At 66.4% G+C, this 21,046-nt stretch carries 15 protein-coding genes and 1 tRNA gene; 2 read left to right on the forward strand and 14 right to left on the reverse strand.

What is annotated here, in order from left to right:
* From ACOGI7_RS11325 to ACOGI7_RS11335, 3 genes are read right to left on the reverse strand one after another with little or no spacing between them, the layout of a single operon-like run.
* Nucleotides 1–1,854 carry a hypothetical protein gene (locus ACOGI7_RS11325; protein WP_419848869.1) on the reverse strand — a complete coding sequence of 618 codons (1,854 nt, stop codon included), beginning with the start codon at nt 1,852–1,854 and terminating at the stop codon, nt 1–3.
* Nucleotides 1,855–1,896: 42 nt separating this feature from the next.
* On the reverse strand, nt 1,897–2,274 hold the full coding sequence (locus ACOGI7_RS11330) for a hypothetical protein (RefSeq protein ID WP_419848870.1): 378 nt from the start codon (nt 2,272–2,274) through the stop codon (nt 1,897–1,899).
* Complete coding sequence (locus ACOGI7_RS11335) at nt 2,271–4,103, reverse strand: flavin-containing monooxygenase (RefSeq protein WP_419848871.1); 1,833 nt, start codon at nt 4,101–4,103, stop codon at nt 2,271–2,273. The genes ACOGI7_RS11330 and ACOGI7_RS11335 overlap by 4 nt, the downstream gene beginning before the upstream one ends.
* 110 nt (nt 4,104–4,213) lie before the next feature.
* Here ACOGI7_RS11335 and ACOGI7_RS11340 point away from each other — a divergent pair, with 110 nt between their 5' ends.
* Nucleotides 4,214–5,251 (forward strand): Rieske 2Fe-2S domain-containing protein, encoded by a 1,038-nt coding sequence (locus tag ACOGI7_RS11340; RefSeq protein ID WP_419848872.1) that lies wholly within the window; start codon nt 4,214–4,216, stop codon nt 5,249–5,251.
* A 66-nt stretch (nt 5,252–5,317) separates the two neighbouring features.
* Nucleotides 5,318–6,013 carry a TetR/AcrR family transcriptional regulator gene (locus ACOGI7_RS11345; RefSeq protein WP_419848873.1) on the forward strand — a complete coding sequence of 232 codons (696 nt, stop codon included), beginning with the start codon at nt 5,318–5,320 and terminating at the stop codon, nt 6,011–6,013.
* A gap of 23 nt (nt 6,014–6,036) precedes the next feature.
* On the opposite strand, the gene ACOGI7_RS11350 is transcribed toward ACOGI7_RS11345, so the two are convergent.
* The 11 genes from ACOGI7_RS11350 to ACOGI7_RS11400 all read right to left on the reverse strand — a co-directional run bounded on the left by ACOGI7_RS11350 (nt 6,037) and on the right by ACOGI7_RS11400 (nt 20,895).
* The gene (locus ACOGI7_RS11350; RefSeq protein WP_419848874.1) at nt 6,037–6,870 is read right to left on the reverse strand and encodes an MOSC domain-containing protein; all 834 of its coding nucleotides are present in this window, start codon (nt 6,868–6,870) and stop codon (nt 6,037–6,039) included.
* Between the two features lie 4 nt (nt 6,871–6,874).
* Nucleotides 6,875–6,949 (reverse strand) — tRNA-Arg (locus tag ACOGI7_RS11355).
* A gap of 92 nt (nt 6,950–7,041) precedes the next feature.
* Nucleotides 7,042–8,808, reverse strand: coding sequence for a sulfoacetaldehyde acetyltransferase (xsc, locus tag ACOGI7_RS11360; protein WP_419848875.1), 1,767 nt, complete (start codon nt 8,806–8,808; stop codon nt 7,042–7,044).
* Nucleotides 8,809–8,870: 62 nt separating this feature from the next.
* Entirely contained in the window at nt 8,871–11,684 is a 2,814-nt protein-coding gene (locus ACOGI7_RS11365) for a molybdopterin-dependent oxidoreductase (RefSeq protein WP_419848876.1), read from the reverse strand.
* 14 nt (nt 11,685–11,698) lie between these two features.
* Nucleotides 11,699–13,213, reverse strand: coding sequence for a 4Fe-4S dicluster domain-containing protein (locus tag ACOGI7_RS11370; protein ID WP_419848877.1), 1,515 nt, complete (start codon nt 13,211–13,213; stop codon nt 11,699–11,701).
* 34 nt (nt 13,214–13,247) lie between these two features.
* Nucleotides 13,248–13,871, reverse strand: a complete 624-nt coding sequence (locus tag ACOGI7_RS11375) for a TetR/AcrR family transcriptional regulator (protein WP_419848878.1) — start codon at nt 13,869–13,871, stop codon at nt 13,248–13,250.
* Nucleotides 13,872–13,962: 91 nt separating this feature from the next.
* Entirely contained in the window at nt 13,963–14,892 is a 930-nt protein-coding gene (locus ACOGI7_RS11380) for a phosphate acyltransferase (RefSeq protein WP_419848879.1), read from the reverse strand.
* Nucleotides 14,889–15,953, reverse strand: coding sequence for an ABC transporter permease (locus ACOGI7_RS11385; protein WP_419848880.1), 1,065 nt, complete (start codon nt 15,951–15,953; stop codon nt 14,889–14,891). Before ACOGI7_RS11385 ends, ACOGI7_RS11380 begins: the two co-directional genes overlap by 4 nt.
* Complete coding sequence (locus tag ACOGI7_RS11390) at nt 15,953–16,738, reverse strand: ATP-binding cassette domain-containing protein (protein WP_419851501.1); 786 nt, start codon at nt 16,736–16,738, stop codon at nt 15,953–15,955. Before ACOGI7_RS11390 ends, ACOGI7_RS11385 begins: the two co-directional genes overlap by 1 nt.
* A 754-nt stretch (nt 16,739–17,492) precedes the next feature.
* Entirely contained in the window at nt 17,493–19,487 is a 1,995-nt protein-coding gene (locus tag ACOGI7_RS11395) for an ABC transporter substrate-binding protein (protein WP_419848881.1), read from the reverse strand.
* Between the two features lie 34 nt (nt 19,488–19,521).
* Nucleotides 19,522–20,895, reverse strand: coding sequence for an aspartate aminotransferase family protein (locus ACOGI7_RS11400; RefSeq protein ID WP_419848882.1), 1,374 nt, complete (start codon nt 20,893–20,895; stop codon nt 19,522–19,524).
* Between the last annotated feature and the right edge of the window lie 151 nt (nt 20,896–21,046).

Raw genomic sequence — 21,046 nt, forward strand, 5'->3', positions numbered from 1 at the left:
TTAGCGCTCGTAGCTCGGCGGGGTGTCGTTGGGGGGAAGTTCGTAGAGGATGCCGATGGCCGCGTCCGGATCGAACACTCTCGGCTGCTGTTCGGTCCACTCGCCGACTGCGTAGCGGCGCCCGCCGTCGACCTTCATGTATTCGCCGACCCGAACGCTCCCGGTCGAAGATGTGCGCTCGAACGTGGGGTCCCACCACTTCTCGGTCATGTCGTCGTAACCGGTGTAATCGGTCCAGGGAAGCCGGCCATCGCCATAGGCTGCGCCTGGGCTGGTCACGCAGTCGCAGTAGGCCCCGAGCGACGGGGGCAGCGCGAAGCAGCCCTCGGTGAAGCTCTCGGGGGTGAGATCGGGTCCGGCCATGTGGAGGCACGCCATCGGCGGCTTCAAGGTCGAAAGGGAGAACCTCTCGGCCAGCGAGACCGGCTCTCGACCGTGGTGCCACTCGAACAACGCCGCCGGTGCGTTGGGCTGGTCGGCGACGCTCACCCCGATCGGACCCGGCCCGAAGGCGTGGGCCCACTGCTCCTGGTCGTAGCCGCGGGCGAAGAAGGCCGTGTCCTGGCCGCTGTAGCCGGTGATGATCCACTCTGGGAACCACTGCTGCTCGGTTGCCGCCGCGGTGATTGTCCTGGTGAACAGGTTGTCGGTCCCGGCGATCACTGTGGTGACGCCGGCATCCTTCATCCGGGCGGCGATCACCCGGGCTCGCTCCTGTCGCTGCGTGTTCTCGGCGCCCTCGTCGTAGCTCACCGCCTCCACGAGTTCGAAGCCGTTTTGGGCGGCCTGCTCTTCCATGAAGTCCCTGCTCCACCGGTCGGTGTAGATCATCCCGATCCGCCGGGGCTCGCCGATCATGTCATCGTCGCCGGCCCACTGCACTGGGTAATCGGCGACGCGCTTGCCGATGTACTCGGCCACGTGGAGCATTGTCACCCTGTCGTCAGCCAGGGCCGACCAGCGGAAGCCGGGCTGGTCCTGGGATTCCTGCCAGGAGACCCCCGTGCTCCAGACGATCACCCCTCGGGCCGCCATCTCGGCCTCGAAGATGGCCTTCCCCTCGCCGCTGGTGGTGGCGTCGGTGGCCAAAAACGGCTGGAAGTCATTCACGGCCCGGGTGGCGTCGGCCCTCTGGGCCACCTCGGTTGATCCGCTCGCATCGATGAACTCAAGTCGAACCTGGCGGCCCCAGAACTCGAAGTTCTGGTTGAAGATGTCGGCGCCGTCCAGCCAGCCGCGGGGGATGCTGCCAACGTCGTTGACAAACTCCGTCTGACCGGAGTCCACCCTCACCACCATGACGATCTCCTCGGCGGTGACGCCCGGGGCCGTGCTTCCGCCGTTGTCGGCACCCTCAGGCCACTCGAGCACGCACGGCGGGGCGTCCACGAGGGGAACCCGGATCCTCCCGGTCTCCGGGTCGCAGTGCGGGTTGGCCAGCGCTGCTTCGGACCCGATGCCCGGGAACTCGGGCTCGGGGGGCGCAGGCGGCGCAGTTGGCTCGGCGGCGGTGTCGCTGGATTCGGACTGGTCAGCGGTTGCTTCGGTGGTGTCGTCATCCATCGGTTCGTCGCCAGCGGGCTCGTCGGTCGCGGAGGGCGCGGTGTCGCCGGTGGCGTCGTCGCCAGCCGTCGGGGCGTCGTCCATCGGTTCGTCGTCAGCGACTTCTTCGGCCGCCGGGGGCGTGGTGTCGCCCGTGGCGTCGTCGCCGTCGCCGTCATCGGAGCCGCCGCCGGACACGACCAGCACGATGATCACGACGGCGGCCACCACCACGATGGCGATGTACCAGCGCAGGCGGCGCAGGAGGCTCTGTTGAGGCGCCGGTTCGGGAGTGTTTGCTGAATCAGTCATGAGGTGGGCTCCTCTCGGTGGCTCAAGGCAGTTCTAGATCTGTCACTCCTGCGGTGCGGTCGGCACAATCAGGTACTCGTCGAATCGGGTGATCCGCCCGTCGACGACCAGGGCCACCAGACACCCCGGTATCTCGATCGGGTTGCCCTCGGCGTTTGCCAGGCGGATCACGAACTGGCGCACGAAGCCTTGGTCGGTTACATGGCGGCGCACTTCGTCGAGCGTCATGTCAACGTTCTCGGCCTCCCACTTGGCCCCGGTGACCAGGGAGTCGACGGTGAGGTCCCGGCCTCCGAAGGAGCTGCTCCACCCCTCGAAGTCGGGGGCGAGGACCTCGCGGATGCCGTGTTCGTCCGCGGCGGCGTAGACGGCAAAAAACCGGTCGGCCACCGCTTCGATGCTGGCCTGGTCGGTCGTCATGACCCTCCCCGGGGTGATTGCTCACAGCGTAATTCCATGCCGGTCAGCTCGTCGTCGGCGCGCCAGTCGCCGAGGAGTTGGAGGAACTCGATGGTTCCCGGCCCCACGCCGTAGGGGCCGTTCTGGCTGTTCCGGGCCTGTCCCTCGTTGTTGTAGTACCCGGGGGTGCAGTCTTCGAAGAACCCGCGGTTGTTCGCCTGCCCGCGACACGCGTCTACCCAGGCCTCCTCGGCCTCGGCAGAGACCTCCACCGTCACCGCCCCGATCTCCCGGGCGCGGGCGACGATGTAGGAGAGGTGGATGGCCTGCTCGTCGAGTATGTGGGTGTAGTTCACGGTGTTGGCCGACTGGCCGATGGACATGAGGAAGAGGTTGGGGAAGCCGTGCATGTGCATGCCGTGCATCGTGCGAAGGCCGTCGGCCCACTTCTCCATGAGCGTCTCCCCCTGGCTGCCGATGATCTCAAATCCCCCTCGTTGCGACAGCGGGGTTCCAACCTCGAAGCCGCTGGCGTAGATCAGGCAGTCCACTTCGTACTCCCGATCACCGACCACGACACCCGTCGCTGTGATGCGGTCGACGCCCTTGCCCGCCGTGTCCACGAGGGTCACGTTCGGGCGATTGAACGCAGGGAGATAGTCGTTGTCGATGCAGGGCCGCTTGCAGAACTGCCGGTAGTAAGGCTTGAGGAGCTCGGCGGTCTCGGGGTCGTCCACCAGCTCATCCACCCGCGCCCTGACCTGCTCCATCTTCTGGAGGTCAGCCAGCTCGACGGCCCGCTGGATGCCCTCAGGCGACAGATCCACGCCGTCGCCGTCCCGAAAGAGCCTGACGAGATTGCCGATCAGGTCGGTCCAGCCATCGTCGACCAGATCCTCCTCCTGGGGGACGCCGGACACCAGGGCGTTGAAGTTCTCGCGGCGGTGCTGGTGCCAGCCCGGTGACAGCGACCGGGCCCATTCGGGGTCGGTCTCCGGGTTGTGCTTGATGTCGACCGACGAGGGGGTCCGCTGGAACACGTAGAGATGCTCCGCCCACTCGGCGATGTGGGGCACCACCTGCACCCCGCTCGCGCCGGTGCCGATCACCCCGACCCGCTTGCCGCTCAGACCGGTGAGATTGCCCTCCTGGTTTCCTCCGGTGTAGTCGAAGTCCCAGCGGCAGGTGTGGAACGAATGGCCCTCGAATTCCTCGATGCCGGGAATCCCCGGCAGCTTGGGCTTGCTCAGCTGGCCGAGCGCGAGGCACACGTACCGGGCTTTTATCTCATCGCCGCGGTCGGTCTCGACGGTCCAGCGAGAGGCGGCGCCGTCCCATCGCACCTCGGTGACCCGGGTTTGGAAGCAGGCGTCCCGGTAGAGGTCGAACTGACGGGCGATGGCGTGGCAGTGATCGAGGATCTCCTGGCCGTAGGAGTACTTGCGCTTCGGCACATAGCCCACCTCCTCCAGCAGGGGGAGGTAGATGTACGACTCCACATCGCAGGAAATGCCGGGGTAGCGGTTCCAGTACCAGGTTCCGCCGAAGTCGGACGCCGGTTCGACGAATCGGATGCTGTCGAGGCCCTGCTGGCGCAGCCGAGCCCCGGCCACCAGGCCGCCGAGGCCTCCGCCGACGACGAGGACCTCAACCTCGTCGTGGAGCGGCTCACGGGTGAATTCGGGGTCGGCCCAGGGATCGTCCATGTAGTGGGCGAACGACCCCTTGACCTGGATGTACTGGTCGGGGCCGTCGGGCCTCAGGCGCTTGTCGCGCTCGGTGCGGTACCGGTGCCGGATCTCGTCCAATTCCGGCAGAGGATGCGTCGGCTGATCATCGGTGATGCTCATCTGCTCCGTCCGCTATAGCCAACTTCTTAGTAATCTTGATACATTAGCAAGAGTCGAGACAAGGGGCAGGCCCGGTGGCACCCGATGCCGGGCCTCCAGGAGGTCGACCGATGAGCACTATCGCCAACGAACCCGGATATGGGGCCCGACCGGGCATGGAAGACGCGTTGTTCGAGGTGGGGCCGATGCGGTCGGACCCGGCCTCGGTGGCCGACTTGAGCCGACGCGTTCGGATCGCCCGGGAAGGTGCCGGCCAGAAGCGCTATCCGTTCCCGATCCCCAACGGCTGGTTCGTGGTGGAGGAGTGCCGCGAGCTTGCACCGGGTGAGCACAAGAACCTCTATGCCTTCGGCAAGGATCTCGTTTTGTTCCGGTCCGAGAGCGGCGAGGCCCGGCTCATGGACGCCTACTGCCCCCACCTAGGCGCCCATATCGGGGTGGGCGGCCGGGTCGACGGCGAAGGCATGCGGTGCCCGTTTCACGGCTGGCAATTCGACGGAGACGGCCGCTGTATCGACATCCCCTATGCCGAGGGCAAGGCGATTCCCGCCAAGGCCAGGGTGCGCACCTATCCGATCATCGAGCGCGACCAGATGATCTGGGCGTGGCACCACCTCGAGGGCGGCGAGCCGTTCTACGACGTGCCCTACTTCCCGGAATTCGAGGATCCCGACTGGCAGCCCTACCAGGTGCTCCGCTTCGAGGTGGCCACCATCGTCCAGGAATTCTCCGAGGGCGAGTTCGACGTCCAGCACTTCAAATACGTGCACGGCGCGCCCCCGCTGCCCAGCACCGACATGGTCGTCGAGGGGACCTACCGCAGCAACTCCAACGGCAGCTTTACCATCGAGAACTTCGGCCTCGGCTGCACCCTCATCTCGATTGGCGACTCGATACGCATCGGCCAGTCGCTCCTCCCCACCGACGAGGAGAACGTGCATATGACGTGGTGGTTCACCATGCCCAACTCGATGGGGGAGGCCGCCCTGTCGGGCCTCGTCGCCAGCTTCGCCGACGGCATCAGCCAGGACATCGTCATCTGGGAGAACAAGCGCTACGAGCCCAAGCCGCTGGTGACTGCCGTCGAGCGCAACATCCGCGTGGGCCGGCAATGGGCGCTCCAGTTCTACTCCGGACTCGACTCGTAGAACCGCGGCACAACCCGCGGCGGGCGGTGGTGAGAGGTTGATTCCAGCTAGTTATCCTCACGCCTGATGCCCCGGTCGCCCGAGCCCGCCCGAGAAGCACTCATAGCCGTCGCCGAGCGCCTGTTCGCCGAGCGAGGCGTCGACGCGGTGACGGTGCGTGACGTCGTGAAGGCAGCCGGGCAGCGCAACAGCTCGGCCGTGCAATATCACTTCGGCAACAAAGCCGGGCTCCTTCAGGCGATCCTGGAGCCGCACCAGACCCGCCTCGACGCTCGACGCGCCGAGATGCTCGACGAGCTCGGCGAGCGGCCGGGACTTGAGGCGCTCGTCGAGGCGCTCATTCGGCCCCTCGCCTCCCTTTTGGAAGACGAGTCGGGCCGCCACTACATCAGGATTCGGGCGCAGTTGGTTGGCGCGGCGAAACTTCCCAGCGACTCCGACCTGATACGAGACACGCTCACTGGCGCAGGAGACGGCGGGGCCTCCGCCGAGCCGAGACCCGGGATTCGTCGGGTGGCTCGCGCCCTCGTCGAATTGGTGGACGATACGCAGATTGCCGACCTCGGACACCGGCTGACGCTCACCGCGGTGCTATTGCTGCACGGACTCGCCGACTTCGCCCGTCGCCACCCCGACGCCACCCCGGCCGAGTGCAAGGACTTCACCGACATCCTCACCCGCAGTGTCATCGCAATCAACCTCCCCGACAACCGCACCCAAGACGTTGCATTGGCGCCCAACAGCACCCCAGCCCCCAGCTGACTCCCCGACTGGCGACAGAATGGTCAGTCGGGGATGGCGAGCGTGTCGCCGACGTTGATGGTGCCTGCCGCGGTGACCTCGGCATTGGTGCCGAAGCAGGCGAAGGGCCCGAAGTCGAACTCCTTGCGGGCGGTCGCGGCGAGCACTTGCAGCACACTCCTGGCTTGCTCGTAGCCCGGCTGGGCCAAGGTGGTCATCACGCAGCGGGGGGTGGCATCACCGATGCGAAGCTCCACGTCGCCGATCTTCGCGTCGAGATCTTTCCAGGCCAGATCGGCAAACCCCTCTGAACCGGTGTCGTCGTGAGCGTCGAGCACGACGTTGGGGCGAAATCGCTCGACACCGAGCTTGACGCCATCCAGTAGCGAGCCGAGGTGCGTCATCGACTGGTTGACGATGATGTGGACGGCAGAGGCGTCGACAAACGAGGTCTTCTCGGTGAGCGCGGCAACGGGCAGATCGACCTCCACATCGGAGAGGACGGTGCCGGGGATCTCCGGCCACTCACTGCCGTACGTCTCCTCGCGCCCCTCCTCCACTTCCGCCAACCGGACGGGTTCACCGAGCACTTCGGTCAACGCGGCATCAAGCTCACCGCTGCCCGCGGTGTACTCCCGACCGTCAGGGGCAGCCACGACCACGCGGCCATCAGCCTCTGCCCTTGCGCTCCATGAAAGGAGCTGCCCATAAGGTCGCGGCCGCTTGGCACTGACGATCTTGCCGGTCTCGATGTTGCGCACCGCCCAACGCCGATCCCCGACAATGGAGCTGGTGCGCAGCTCAAGGCTCTCAACCCGCTCCCCGCCCATCGACTTGACGGGATACCGCCACAACTCAGCAATGGAATAAGTAGTCATTCAGCGCCCACGGCAGGATTCGAACCTGCGACCTTGGACTTAGGAGGTCCCTGCTCTGTCCCGACTGAGCTACGTGGGCGGGTTGGCGGGCACACAACCCGCATTACTTTGAGAGACGAATTCTAGGTTGGCTAGAGCCTGACTGGGAGGGTGGGCCTTCTACCCCACCTCTTAGACGTAGTCCTCGTACTTGTCCAGGTGGCGGGTGGGGCGTTTGAGGGCGTCTTTGCGGAAGGGGTCGCCGAGCTCCATGGTGCACATGGCCTCGATGACGGTGGTGCGGCCGCCGTTCATCTGGGCGTCGATGGCCTTGGTGAGCGCGGGGCCCACCTCTTCGAGCTCGTTGACGCGAACGCCGTCGGCACCCATAGCCCGGGCTACTTCCGACCAGTCCTCGCCGCCGTCGAGCTCGCCGGCCACGAACCGGCGACCGTAGAAGTCCACCTGGTTCTTCTTCTCCGCGCCCCATTGGCGGTTGTGGAACACCACCGCGGTGATCGGGATGTTGTGGCGCACCGCGGTCATGGTCTCCACCATGCTCATAGCCCACGCCCCGTCGCCGGCGTAGGCCACCGCGGGCCGGTCCGGCGCGGCCTTCTTGGCCCCGATGACGGTGGGCAGCGCATAGCCGCAGTTGCCCCAGCTCATGGCGGCGAAGAACGACCGGGGCTCCTCGAAGCGCAGGTAGCTGTTGGCCACCGAGTTGATGTTGCCGATGTCGGTGGACACCATCACCCGCTCCGGCATGGCATTCTCCAGCTCGCGCAGCACTTGGCGGGGGTGCATCCAGTTGTAGTGCTCCTCGGTGGCCTGCTTGATCATGTCGACGCTGAAGTCGTCGGTCTCGTGGATCCAGTCGTCCAGCTCGGCCTCCCAATCGGCCTTGTCGGCCGCGATCTCGGCCGCCCGCTGGACCCGGGTGGCGTCGCACGCCAGCTCCCGGCCCTCCAGACGCTGGAGAAGCGCCGTGGCCGCGGCACCGGCGTCGCCGCAGATGCCCACGTCGATGCGCTTGACCAGCCCGAGCATCTTGTTGTCGGCGTCCACCTGGATGACCTTCGCCTCGTTGGGCCAGTAGTCCATGTCGTGTTGGGGCAGGGTGCCGAACGGGCCGAGCCGGGTGCCCAGCGCCAGCACCACATCGGCCCGGGAGATGAGGCGCATGGCCGCCTTGGAGCCCTGGTAGCCCAGAGGCCCGCACCACAGCGGATGCGACGCCGGGAAGGAGTCGTTGTGCAGATAGCTGTTGACCACCGGACAGCCCAAGCGCTCGGCCAGCGCCACCGTCTCGGCCATGGCGTTGCCCATCACCACCCCGCCGCCGGAGACCATCACCGGGAACGAGGCGTTGGCCAGCAGCTCGGCGGCCTCGTTCAAGGTGCGCTCGCCGCCCGGGCCCCGATCGAGCTGCTGTGGGGTGGGGATTTCCACGTCGATGTCGCCGTAGAAGCGGTCGCGGGGGATGTTGAGCTGCGTCGGCCCCATTTCCGACAGGGCCCGGTCGAAGCAGCGGGCGGTTAGCTCGGCCATGCGGTGCTCGTTGTTGACATGGCCCTGGTACTTGGTGAACTCCTCGAACATTGGGAGCTGGTTGGCCTCCTGGAAGCCGCCCAGGCCGATGCCCATGGTTCCGGTCTCGGGGGTGACAATAACCACGGGGCTGTGGGCCCAAAACGCGGCGGCGATGGCGGTCACGCAGTTGGAGATGCCCGGCCCGTTCTGGCCGATCACCACCCCGTGGCGACCGCTCACCCGGCTGAATCCGTCGGCCATGTGGGCCGCGCCCTGCTCGTGTACCACCGGCACCAGCTCGATGCCGGCCGGCTCGAAGATGTCCATGGCGTCCATGAACGCACTGCCCATGATGCCGAAGATGGTGTCGACGCCGTGGGCGACCATCGTCTCCACGAACGCTTCGCTAGGAGTCATGCGGGTCATGGCTCGTTCCTTTCGTATAGGGGAATCCTCCGTTGAATAAGAATCCGGGTGCAAGAGAGAGATCAGAGGGCATAGGCCGAAGGGGTGGGTTTGAGCGGGCGGGAGTACCACAGGGGCCGGCGCAAGCCGCCGGGGCCGGGGGCCGGGCGGGTCATGGCCAGCCACTCCTGGTAGGCCTCGCGGGCTTCGGCGGTGTCCACCACCACGTCGCCCGGAACGTCCCCTGGCTGGGCGGGCGTTACCCGCACCCGCTGGTGCCAGCACTGCATGCCCGACACCGGGTCGGGCTGCACACAGAACGTCAGGTTCTGGTGGACACCGGTATCGCTCCACCAGATCCGCTCGGTGTCGTCATCGGCGCTGGAATGGCGCTCCGGTTGGCCTCGACGGGTGAGCCGCCACAGCGTGCCGTCGTTGGTGATATCGGCGTCGCCCCCGGTCCACGACCCGCCTTTGCCCGGATCGAGGCGCCAGCGGCCCATGTGATGCGATGCCGCCACCACACCGGGTCGGATGCCCTCGGTGCGCCACGCCCCGATCACGAAGTGGCCGATGCGGGTGGTGATCCTCACCAGGCCGTTCATCTCGATGCCCAGAGCCTCGGCATCAGAGGGATGGATCCACAGCGGGTGGCGATGGCTGAGCTCCGACAGCCATTTGCTGTTGGCCGAGCGGGTGTGAATCAGAGTCGGGATGCGAAACGTCGGAATCAAGATGCGCTCGTCGCCGGAGAGGTCGAGGTTCTCCCAGTGCACGTGCGAAGGAATCCAAGTTGGGGTGGCGTATTCGGGCCAGCCCCAGTCGGCCAGCGTCTCCGAGTACAACTCCAGCTTGCGAGACGGCGTGGGAAAGCCCTCCTTGGGGGTGCCGTCCACCTGCACCGCCGGAGAGCCGTCCCCCAGACCGGCCAGCTCCAGAGCGGCCAGGTCTTCCGCCGAACCCGACCAGGTGCCGGGTGTGCCGGAGCGGCGGTACACGCCGGAGTCATCGAGATGGCAGCCATCCAGCTCGGCGGGGTCCACCTCCCGCTCGTAAGGTTGGTACATGTCGCCGTCGAGGGCATAGGCGCCCCGGTCGCGCATGAACTCCAACGGACTCTGACCGGCCGCTTCGGCGTCGTCAGCCAAGCCGGGCACGCCCGCGAACATGACCCCGTAGTACTCGTCCACGCTCATCGGCGTGCCGGGCCGCTCACTGCTCTCGAACCAGCGGCGGATGCCCATTGAGCCGTCGGGGTCGATACGCCACGACAGGTCGATCCAGAACTCGTTCTCCTCCCAAACCTCGCCCGGGTTGAACTCGTGAGTGCGCGACCCGCCGGTCACCCCGGTGCCCCGGATCTCGGCGAAGCGGCGCAGCACCGGCTGGCGAAACCCGATCCAGCGCCCGGCGTGGGTCTCGAAGCTGGCCACATCGTGGCGCTCGGCCCCCACCCCCATGGGCAGCACGTAGTCGGCGAACGTGGCCGTCTCCGACCAGGTGGGCGTGAGTGCCACGTGGCAGGCCACCTTGTCCGGATCCTTGAGCGCCTCCAGCCAGCTGAACCCGTCGGGGTTGGTCCACACCGGGTTGTACACCCGGCTGAAGTACACCTCGAGGCGACCTCGGCCCTCGGCCAGGAAATGGGGCAGCAGGATCGACATCTCGTGGTGGGCCAGCGGGTATTCCCGGGGCCAGCTCAGCTCGTTCCACTGCTCGAAGGGCGGCGCCCCCGCCGGGTGGGGTGCCTTGTACTTGTTCCAGCCGTTGCCGGTGGTGCCCCCCACAGTGCCCACCGAGCCGGTGAGCACGTTGAGGAAGAACAGGCACCGGGCCGTCTGCCAGCCACCCAGGTTGCCGGCGCCCGCAGCCCGCCAGTTGTGGGAGGCGAACTTGGTGGGATGGGCGCCGATGATCTCAGCGATCTCGATGACCTGGGCCGCGGGCACCCCGCAGACCCGCTCGGCCTCCTCAGGGGTGTAGGCGGCGTAGTCGTCAGCCAGGGCGGGGCCCACCGACTCAAACTCCACCGGCCGGTGGGGATGGCGCTCGCGCAGATAGACCTCCCAGTTGGTCCAGCGCCGCACGAAGTCGCGCTCCCAGGTGCCGTTGAGCACCAGCAGCCGGGCGATGGCCAGCAGCAAGAAGGGCTCGGTGCCCGGCCAGGCCGGCAGCCAGTAGTCGGCCTTCGAGCCGGTATTGGAGAGCCGGGGATCGACGCAGATGACGGTGGCCCCCTTGGATTGGGCCTCGACGATCCGCTGGGCGTGGGGGTTGAAGTAGTGGCCCGACTCCAGGTGCGACGAGATGAGGAATATCACCTCGGCGTTGGTGAAATCCGCCGACGGGCGGTCGTGTCCCATCCAGCTCTGGTAACCGACCCGGGCGTTGGAGCTGCACACGTTGGTGTGGCTGTTGTGGCCGTCCACCCCCCAGCACTGGAGCACCCGTTCGGCGAAGCCGTCCTCGCCAGGACGGCCCACGTGGTACATCACCTCGTCGTGGCGGCCTTCGGCGATGGCGGTGCGGATGCGGCCCCCGATGTCGTCCAGAGCCTCCTCCCAGCTCACCCGCTCCCACTGGCCCGATCCCCGCTCGCCGGCCCGGCGCAGCGGATACAGGATGCGCTCGTGATCGTCGATCTGGTTGAGGGTGGCCGGGCCTTTGGCGCAATTGCGGCCCCGACTGGCGGGATGCAGGGGGTTGCCCTCGATGCGGTCGATGCGACCGGTGGCATGGTTCACATGGCACACCAGCCCGCAGGCCGCCTCGCAGTTGAAACAGGTGGTGGGCACCAGGGTGTGACGGTGCTCCACCCGGCAGGGCCAGGCCTTGGCGTCGAGCGACACGGCGTCGTGCCACGTCTCGTGGGGCGGATAGCTGTGCAGTTCAGTCATCGGTCGACATTCACCTACGACAGCGGCACGGACTGGCCCGCCCGCACGAAGCTGTCCTCATAGCACCACATGCCCGCCACCGCGCAGATACCGGCCACCGCGGCCAGGACCGGCCCAGAATCAACGGCCAGGCTGACCGCAACCAGCACCGCCGGCACAACCAGCCCCAACGCCACCCCTCCGATCCAGAATTGCCGGGCGTATCGCCCCCGGGCCATGGCCGCCACTGCGGCTTCGACATGGGGCGTTCCCCGTCCCAAGAGCTCGGCGGCCACCAGCATCGCGGTGGCGAGCACCCCCGCCAGCAGCACCCACTGCACGGCGACAGGGGCGGGCCCGTCCACCGCCAGTTCCATCACCGCATAGCCCGCACCCCCGGCGACTACCGCTTGGGCCAACAGCGTGGGAAGAACCAGGGGCGACTGCCACAGATCGCGGCCCTCGCACTGGGCGAACAAGAAAGCGGTGTAGCCCGCGGTGGCCAACCCCAACAGCGCGGCGGGCGCAGCCAGCACTTGCAGCGCTCCCTCCGACTCCACCGCACCAGCCACAAACCACGCCGCGCTCACCGCGGCAAACCCGCCCAGCACGGCCGCGCCCTTCACCAGCCACGACCGGCGATTGCCCCGGGTGATCAGGTAATAGAACCTCTCCGGGCGCTTCAGATCCCCCACCAGCAGCACTGCGGTCAAAGCCAGGAACACCCCCGCCACCACCGGCGGTACCACACCCACCGCGGCCTGCTCGCCGCCATGGCCCAGCAGTACCAGCAGCGCGGCCACCATCATCATCCCCGCGGCCACCGCCTTGGTCACCAGATAGCTGGACACCTTTGCCTTCCACGTCATCTCATGGGCCGTGGTGTAGGCGGTGCGGGCCACTACCCCATCGCCGCCGAGATCGGCCGTCGGGTGCTGGGCGGTGGTGTCGGCCCAGATCATCCCGTCGTCGGCGATGGCGGTGCGCAGCGGGTCGAGCGACGCCGCGTCTGCTCCCCGGTAGTACACCTTGGGTTGCGTGTTCTGCTCTGGGGCCCGCACCGCGGTCTCGCTTCGAGCGATGAGCCCGGTCACCTCGTCGGCGGGATCGTCGAGGTCGGCCACTTTGATGGCGTGGGTGGGGCACACCACCACACAGCTCGGCTCAAGGCCCTGCTCGATGCGGTGGTTGCAGAAATTGCACTTGTTGGCCGTATTGGTGGCCGGATTGATGTAGATGGCGTCGTAGGGACAGGCGTTCATGCACCCCTTGCAGCCGATGCAGTTGTCGTCGTCGAAATCCACCACCCCGTTGTCGGCCCGGAACAGGGCGTTGGTGGGGCAGATGGAGATGCACGGCGCGTCGTCGCAGTGGTTGCAGCGCATCACCGAGAAGTGCCGGCCGACATCGGGAAACGTGCCGGTCTCGATGTACTTCACCCAAGTCCGATTAACCCCGATGGGCACATCGTGCTCGGCCTTGCACGCCACCGTGCAGGCGTGACACCCGATGCAGCTCTCGCTGTCGAGCAGGAACCCGAGTCGGGTCACCCGACGCCCTCGGCACTCATCTGGGGGTTGCCAGTCATCCCGTCACCTCGGCACTCATCTGGGGCTTGCGGGAGAGTCGCTGGATTCCGGCGCACAACAGCTGCACGAGGCGGTCGAAGGTGTCCTCGGGATCGTGGGGCAGGGGATGGCCGTCGCCTGATTCGAGATGGCTGAAACCGTGAAAAGCGCTGCGCAAGGCGCGGGCGGCATGCACGCGGTCCTCCTCGGTGAGGTCGTAGCCCCGCAGGGTTTGGCCCAATACGGCCAGCACCCACTCCACGGCCGCCTCCAACTCCTCGTCGCCGGCGCACGGATAGCGATCGGTGGCCGCGTAGATGCCGGGGTGGTCCCGAACCATCTGCCGCCAGGCGTGGCCGACCGCCGCCACCGAATCGTCGCCCGAGAGGCCTACCGCGGCATCAGCCAGCCGCTGGGCCAGGATCTCGCGTCCCTGCAGGCTGAGGCTGCGGAGGAGGTCATCGTAACCGCCGATGTGGCGATACAAGGCCGGCTGGCGCACGCCGAGCTCATCGGCAACCCGGGTAAGGGTCAGCCGATCCAGCCCTTCGCTGTCGGCGATTCTCGCCGCGGTGGCGATCACCTTGGCGCTATCCAGCGGCAGCCGCTGGGTGGATGGAGCTCCCTTGCGTTGAGTCATGGCTCCCGTCCTTCCGTGCCCATTCCCACTACCCAGGGGTAGATGGCAGGTAAGTTAGCAGCTATAGCGATTTTGTTAGAGCGTATTGACATCAGGGGCAGCCCTTCTCGGCCTGGCAGGCCGCTATCACGGCCACAGTGGCGATGTCGTCGGCGCTGCAACCTCGCGACAGGTCGTGGATCACCCGGGCGGTTCCCTGAAGCAGCGGACCGTACGCTCGGGCGCCGGCGAGCCGCTCGGTGATCTTGTAGGCGATGTTGCCCGAGTCGAGATCGGGAAACACGAACACGTTGGCTCGACCGGCCACCTCTGAGGCAGGTGCCTTGGCCGCCGCCACCTGCCGGTCCCAGGCCGCATCGAATTGCATCTCCCCGTCGACGGCCAGTGACGGCATCCGCTGGCGCACGATCTCGGTGGCCGTGCGAACCCGCTCCACTCGAGAGCCATCGGCACTCCCCTTGGTGGAGTACGAGAGCATGGCCACCCGAGCCCTCTCCCCCGCCAGCTGCTCATGGGTGGTTGCCGTCGAGATTGCGATGGAGGCGAGCTGGTCGGGGTCCGGATCGGGGACCACGCCGCAATCGCCGTAGGTGATCGGAGTCCCGTCGGGCAGTACCAACAGGAAGCAACTGCTAATGGTGTCGACTTCCGGTGCCAGGCCGATGCAGCTCAGGGCGGCCCTCACCACATCGGGCGTCGGTCGGCTCGCGCCCCCCACGCAGGCATCGGCCTCGCCGGCCGCCACCATGAGAGAGGCAACGTGGAGCGGGTCCCCCAGGTCGATCTTCTCGGCTCTCGGCGACGCCGCGGCCTGCGCCTGCACCGCTGGTGAGCAAAAGCTCGCCGGGTCGTCGAGAACCAGAGGATCGGCCAGGCCCTCCCGATCCAGGTAAAGGGCTGCGGCGCGGGCCCGCTCGTCGTCGCCGTCGGCCAATACCACCCGCTGTTTCGAGGCGCGCGCCTGTTGGCGCCACGACTCGGTGATGGGGACGTAGCCCGCGGCCGGTTCGGGACTGGTCAACCTTTGCCCCGCCAGGGGATGAGCCGCTTCTCAGCCATGCGCATGGCCACATCCATGCTCACCCCGAGGATGCTGATGAGGATGACAGCCGACAGCATCAAGTCGAGCAGGAAGAACTGCCGGGCTTTGAAGATGGTGAAGCCGAGACCGGCGCTGGATCCGAGCAGCTCGGCGGCCACCAGCGTGCCCCAGCACACCCCGATGGCCACCCGCAGCCCGGTGAATATCTCGGGCAGCGCGTTGGGCAGGATCACATGGCGCAGCACTTGGGCTTTGGACGCGCCCAGTGAGTAGGCGGCATGCACCTTGGTGGTGTTCACCGCCAGCACCCCGGAGCGGGCGGCGATGATCATGATCCAGACCGCCGCGAACAGCAGCAGGTTCACCTTGCCCTCTTCGCCGATGCCGAACCACACGATGAACAACGGGATCAGCGCCAGCGGCGGGATGGGCCGCAGCAGCTCCACGATGGGGTCGAAGATGCCCCGCCAGCGGCTGGAGAGGCCCATGGCCAGGCCGATGGGCACGCCGATGGCCACCCCCCAGAACAAGCCCTTGGCCAAGCGGCTGAAGCTCAGCCACAGGTGCTGCCACAGGGTGAATCCGCTGTAGCCGTTGCGGGCGAAGTCCCAGGTGGCGTCCCACACCTGGCCGGGGCTGGGAAGCACCGACTCACTGAGCCACTGTTCGTAGGAGCAGGCGGGAAGCCCGGGGAACTCCTCCGGATTGCCGGCTGCTCGGTCGCAGTCGCGCAGCAGGTCTCTTTGGCCGTAGCTCTCGTCGGCGGAGAGCCCGGCCCGAACCTCGTCGGCGTAGTCGTACCAGGCCTGGGGCAGGCCCCAGACCTTCGTGGATATGAACCACATAGCCAAGATCACGATCAGGCTGGCGATGGTCCACCGCAGCGCGCCGCTCACCTCGGCAGCGTCGCCGAAGGTCACCGTCTTGCGGGTGCTCTGGCCGGTCTTGCCCCGGAACAGCCAGTTGAAGGGCCAATTGGCCGTGCGGTTCTGCTGTTCGATGTTCTCTTTCACGGCGTGCCCACCCGGTCCCTCTACCATCAGGCACCTCCTCCCGTTCCCACTCCCGTGCCCATGATCTGTTCTTCCATCTCCCAGATCATCGTGAGGATCTCCTCACGGGTGTCGATGAACTCCTGAGACGTCTTCAGCTCCCGGGCATCGGCGGTCAGTGCTTCCTGAGCGAAGGGGAGGTCGTAGGTCCGCTCGATGCGACCGGGCCGCGGCGCCATCACGAAGAGCTGGTCGCCCAGATAGAGCGCCTCCTCCACGCTGTGGGTGACCAGCACGATGGTCTTGCCCGTCTCGTTCCACAGATTCAGCACCAGGCTCTGCATCTTCTCCCGGGTCAGCGCGTCCAGCGCGCCCAGGGGCTCGTCCATCAAGATGATCTTGGGATCGTTGGCCAAGCACCGGGCCAGCGCCACCCGCTGCTGCATCCCGCCGGACAGCTCGTACACGGCTTTGTCGCCGAAATCCTGGAGGCCGACGATGTTCAGCAGATCCTGCACCGCCTCGCGGGAGGCGGGTCGGGAGCGCCCGTTCATGCGAGCGCCGAAGCCCACGTTGTCGTTCACGCTCAGCCACTCGAACAGCGCCCCCCGCTGGAACACCATGCCCCGGTCTTGCCCAGGCCCGGTGATCGGATCGCTCCCCAGCTTGACGTCACCGGAGGTGGGGGCCAAGAAGCCGGCGATGATGTTGAGGAGTGTGGTCTTGCCACATCCCGACGGGCCCAGCAGGGTGAGCAGCCGGCCCGGCTCGAGGGTGAAGGTGACATCCTTGAGCGCCTCCACGCTGCCCCCGTCGGGCAGCTCGTACACCATGCCTAGCTCCTCCACCACCAGAGGGCTCTCGGTCTTGGACTCCCGGGCCACCTCCACCCTGGACGGGTCGAAGTACACCTCGGGGCGGGCCAGCGTGAACCACGCCCGGGCGATCACCAGCGCCGCCACCAACAGCCCCATGTAGGGAATGGAGGAGCCATTTCTCACCCATTCCTTCCGCCACAACTCAACAGCAGTGTCGTCATTCTGCATTCCGGCCAGCAGTACCGCGATGGCGACAGTGATGGCCAAAGCGAGCCATACGAACCACGCCGTGGCGGCCTGCCGGTCCTCGTCAGCCCGCCGATAGAGCATCAACAAGGCCAGCAGCACGGCACCGCCCAACAGCGCCACCACCGGTTGCCACGGCGACGCGGTGTCGCGGAACGACAGCACCACGCCCCCGATGAGGGCCACACCGGCCATGATCTGGCCGATCAGGATTGTGCCGTCACGGGGCAGCGCAGCCCGGTCAGCGGCTTTGAACCGGCGCGACGGGGTAATGAGCAGGTCGATGAGCATGCCCGCCACTCCGATAGCGGCTGCCCACCAGAACACTACCGAGAGCCAGTAAGCACCCCGAGCCACCACAAAAGTGAAACCGTTGTATACATCGGCCAGGCCATGAACAAACGAATCCATAACGTCCGCCTTTGGCGTAGAGGATCAACCCAGAAGGAACTTAGCTGCTCCGCGATGAGCACCCAGCGGGGGCGGGCATAGAGGGGGTTGTGCCCGCCCCCGCTGCCGGTGCTCAGTTGACGGCTTCGAGGAAGCTGGTGTCGACGAAGCTGTTGTAGCTGGGCAGTGCCGAGGCGATCTCGCCTTGTTCGACGAAGAAGTCCATCTGGTCCTTCATCACCTGCTGCACGGTCCCGCCGAGCCAGGCCGCAGACAACTGCACGTCCTTCTCGGGGAACGAGAAGGCGTCCAACAGCGCAATCGTCGGCGCCCGGTCCATGTCCGCGGCCCCCGCGATGGTGTCGATGAACGGCTCCCGGTCGTCGTTGTACGCCCGGTTGGCGTCCTCGGTCACCTGCAAGAAGCCCGTCAACAAGCTGGGATAGGTGTCGGCGAAGTCTCCGGTGGTGGAGATGATGTCGAACACGCGGATGCCGATGGCCTCCTGCTCCGACCCGGTCATCACCAGGTTGCCGCCGTTGGCGATCATCTGGTTCACCGCGCCGCCGAACGCGCACGCCATGGCCACCTCGCCCGAATCCAGCGCAGCCACCGCAGCCGGGCCGCCCTCAGACTGGATCAGCTCCACAGTGGCGGTATCCACCCCCAGGTGCTCGAGCATCTTCAACAGCTTGAAGTGCGTCACGTTGCCCAGCGGCGTGTAGATGCTCTCACCCGCCAGCGTCTCCGCCGCATTGGCCGCGGTGACCCCGAAGTCCGGGTGGGCCACGCAGTTGTCGGCGTCGGCATAGCTCACCGCCACACCGATCAGCACCAGATCAGACCCGCCGGTCACGAAGTTGGCGAACGGCGTCAGCCCCTGCGAATAGGAGATGTCGATATCACCGGCCTCCATCGCCTGGGCCATGTCGCCCCCAGAGGCGAACGGAATCCAGTTCACCTTCAAACCCAAAGCATCGTCATAGGTCTGCTCGGCCTGGGCCACCTGATTGGCCGTCGGCCACTCCAGGAAAAACGCCACATTCAACTCGTCGGGCTTCGCTCGGCCTTCGACGGCTTCAAGGAAGCTGGTGTCGACGAAGGCGTCGTAGCTGGCTAGTGCGGACTCGATTTCGCCTTGTTCGACGAAGAAGTCCATCTGCTCTTTCATCACCTGCTGCACGGTCCCGCCGAGCCAGGCCGCAGACAACTGCACGTCCTTCTCGGGGAACGAGAAGGCGTCCAATAGCGCAATCGTCGGCGCCCGGTCCATGTCCGCGGCCCCCGCGATGGTGTCGATGAAGGGCTCCCGGTCGTCGTTGTAGGCCACGTTGGCGTCCTCGGTCACCTGCAAGAAGCCGGTGATGATGTCGGGATGCTCGTCCGCAAATGTGCCGGTGGTGGAGATGATGTCGAACACGCGGATGCCGATGGCCTCCTGCTCCGACCCGGTCATCACCAGGTTGCCGCCGTTGGCGATCATCTGGTTCACCGCGCCGCCGAACGCGCACGCCATGGCCACCTCGCCCGAATCCAGCGCAGCCACCGCAGCTGGGCCGCCCTCAGACTGGATCAGCTCCACAGTGGCGGTATCCACCCCCAGGTGCTCGAGCATCTTCAACAGCTTGAAGTGCGTCACGTTGCCCAGCGGCGTGTAGATGCTCTCACCCGCCAGCGTCTCCGCCGCATTGGCCGCGGTGACCCCGAAGTCCGGGTGGGCCACGCAATTGTCGGCGTCGGCATAGCTCACCGCCACGCCCACAAGGACGAGGTCGGAGCCCCCGGTCACGAAGTTGGCGAACGGCGTCAGCCCCTGCGAATAGGAGATGTCGATATCACCGGCCTCCATCGCCTGGGCCATGTCGCCCCCAGAGGCGAACGGAATCCAGTTCACCTTCAAACCCAAAGCATCGTCATAGGTCTGCTCGGCCTGGGCCACCTGATTGGCCGTCGGCCACTCCAGGAAATAGGCCACGTTCAACTCATCGAGCATCATCTCCTCGGGCGCCGCAGGGGCCTCCGGAGCCTCAGTGGCAGCAGCCTCGTCGGGGGCAGCATCGTCGTCGTCATTGCCGCAGGCCGCAACAATCAATGCCATCACCATGAGCAATGCCAGTAGTCGCTTCATATTGGTTCCTCCATCTCGATGGATGTTTCTTGCCTCATTTCAAGGCCTTAAGCCAACCGCTCAAGCGGTTGAACACCTGGTCGACCCGGCTCAGCAGGTCATCGATCACTTCAGCGTCGGCCACCAGCGGCGGCGAGATCATCAGCATGGCGGCACCGCGGGAATCGGGGCGCACCAGCACCCGCGCCTCCTTCACAAGCCGGTCCAGCACTCCGCCGGGCAGCAGCGACGCGAACTCGGCCTCGGTCAGGTCGGTGCCGGTGTCCCGGTTGCGCATCAGCTCCACTGCGTAGAAGTAGCCCGTCCCCCTAACATCCTTCACGCAGGCGTGGGCCGACATCAGGTCGCGCAGCCCGGCAGCCAGGCGGACTTCGTTGTGCAGCACGTTGGCCAAGACTTTTTCGTCGCGCAGCGCCGTCATGTTGGCGGCGGCGACCGCAGTAGCCACGGGATGGCCGCCGAACGTGGACCCGTGGACATACATGGCCAAAGAGGAGTCCCACACTCGCTCCACTAGCGAGCCCCGCACCACGAGGCCGCCCAAGGGCACATAGGCGCTGGTGACCCCTTTGGCGAATGTGATCATGTCGGGCACCGCGCCGAAGCGCTCGCTGCCGAACCAATGGCCAAGACGGCCGAACGAGTTGATCACCTCATCGGCGCAGAGCAGCACGCCGTGGGTGTCGCAGATGCGGCGCAGTTCCTGCCAATAGCCCTCCGGCGGCACCAGCGCGCCGCGGCCGTTCTGCACCGGCTCGGCGATCACCATGGCCACGGTTTCGGGGCCCTCGGCCACGATCGCCTCCTCGATGGCGGTCACGCAGGGAAGCTCTGCGGCCGTTTGGCCCGGCTCGAGCAGACAGCCCAGCGTGTTGGGCACGTGTCGCACCAGTCCGGCCAGCATGGGCAGGAAGGGATCTCTCAGGTTGGGAATGCCGGTCAAGGAAAGGGCACCGAGCGAGGTCCCGTGGTAGGCCCAGTTGCGGGCGATCACCTTGTGGCGCTTCTCTTCGCCGTTGGCCAAGTGGTAGCAGCGGGCGAACTTGAGGGCCGACTCCACTGCCTCAGAGCCGGAATTCACAAAGAACACCCGGTCGAGATCTCCGGGAGCGACCGCGGCGATCATCGATGCGGCCTCAATGGACGCAGGGTGGGCGAAGCCCCAGTTGGAGTAGAACGCCAGCTTGTCCATCTGCTTGGCCGCCGCCGCGGTCAGATCGCTTCGACCGTGGCCGAGGTTGGTGCAGAACAAGCCGGCGAGCCCGTCGAGGTACTGGTTGCCGTCGGCGTCCCACACATAGCAGCCCTCGCCCCGGTCGATCACCACGAGATCGTCCGACCGCCAGGCGTCGCCCCGCGTGAAATGGGGGACTAGGTGGCGCCGAGCACGCTCGCGGTCATCAAGCATCTACCCCCCTCCCTGAGAGCCCCGGGACCCAATTGAGTTAGACGCTATACAAATGAGTTAGAGAGCGCAATAAATCTGCAAGAAGTTCTAATTATTAAGTTATGAGCTATGGACCTTGCAGCACCGATAATCCTTCTTGGAATCTGGGGTC

The organism is Candidatus Poriferisocius sp., assembly GCF_965204145.1.
Lineage (GTDB): Bacteria > Actinomycetota > Acidimicrobiia > Acidimicrobiales > Bin134 > Poriferisocius.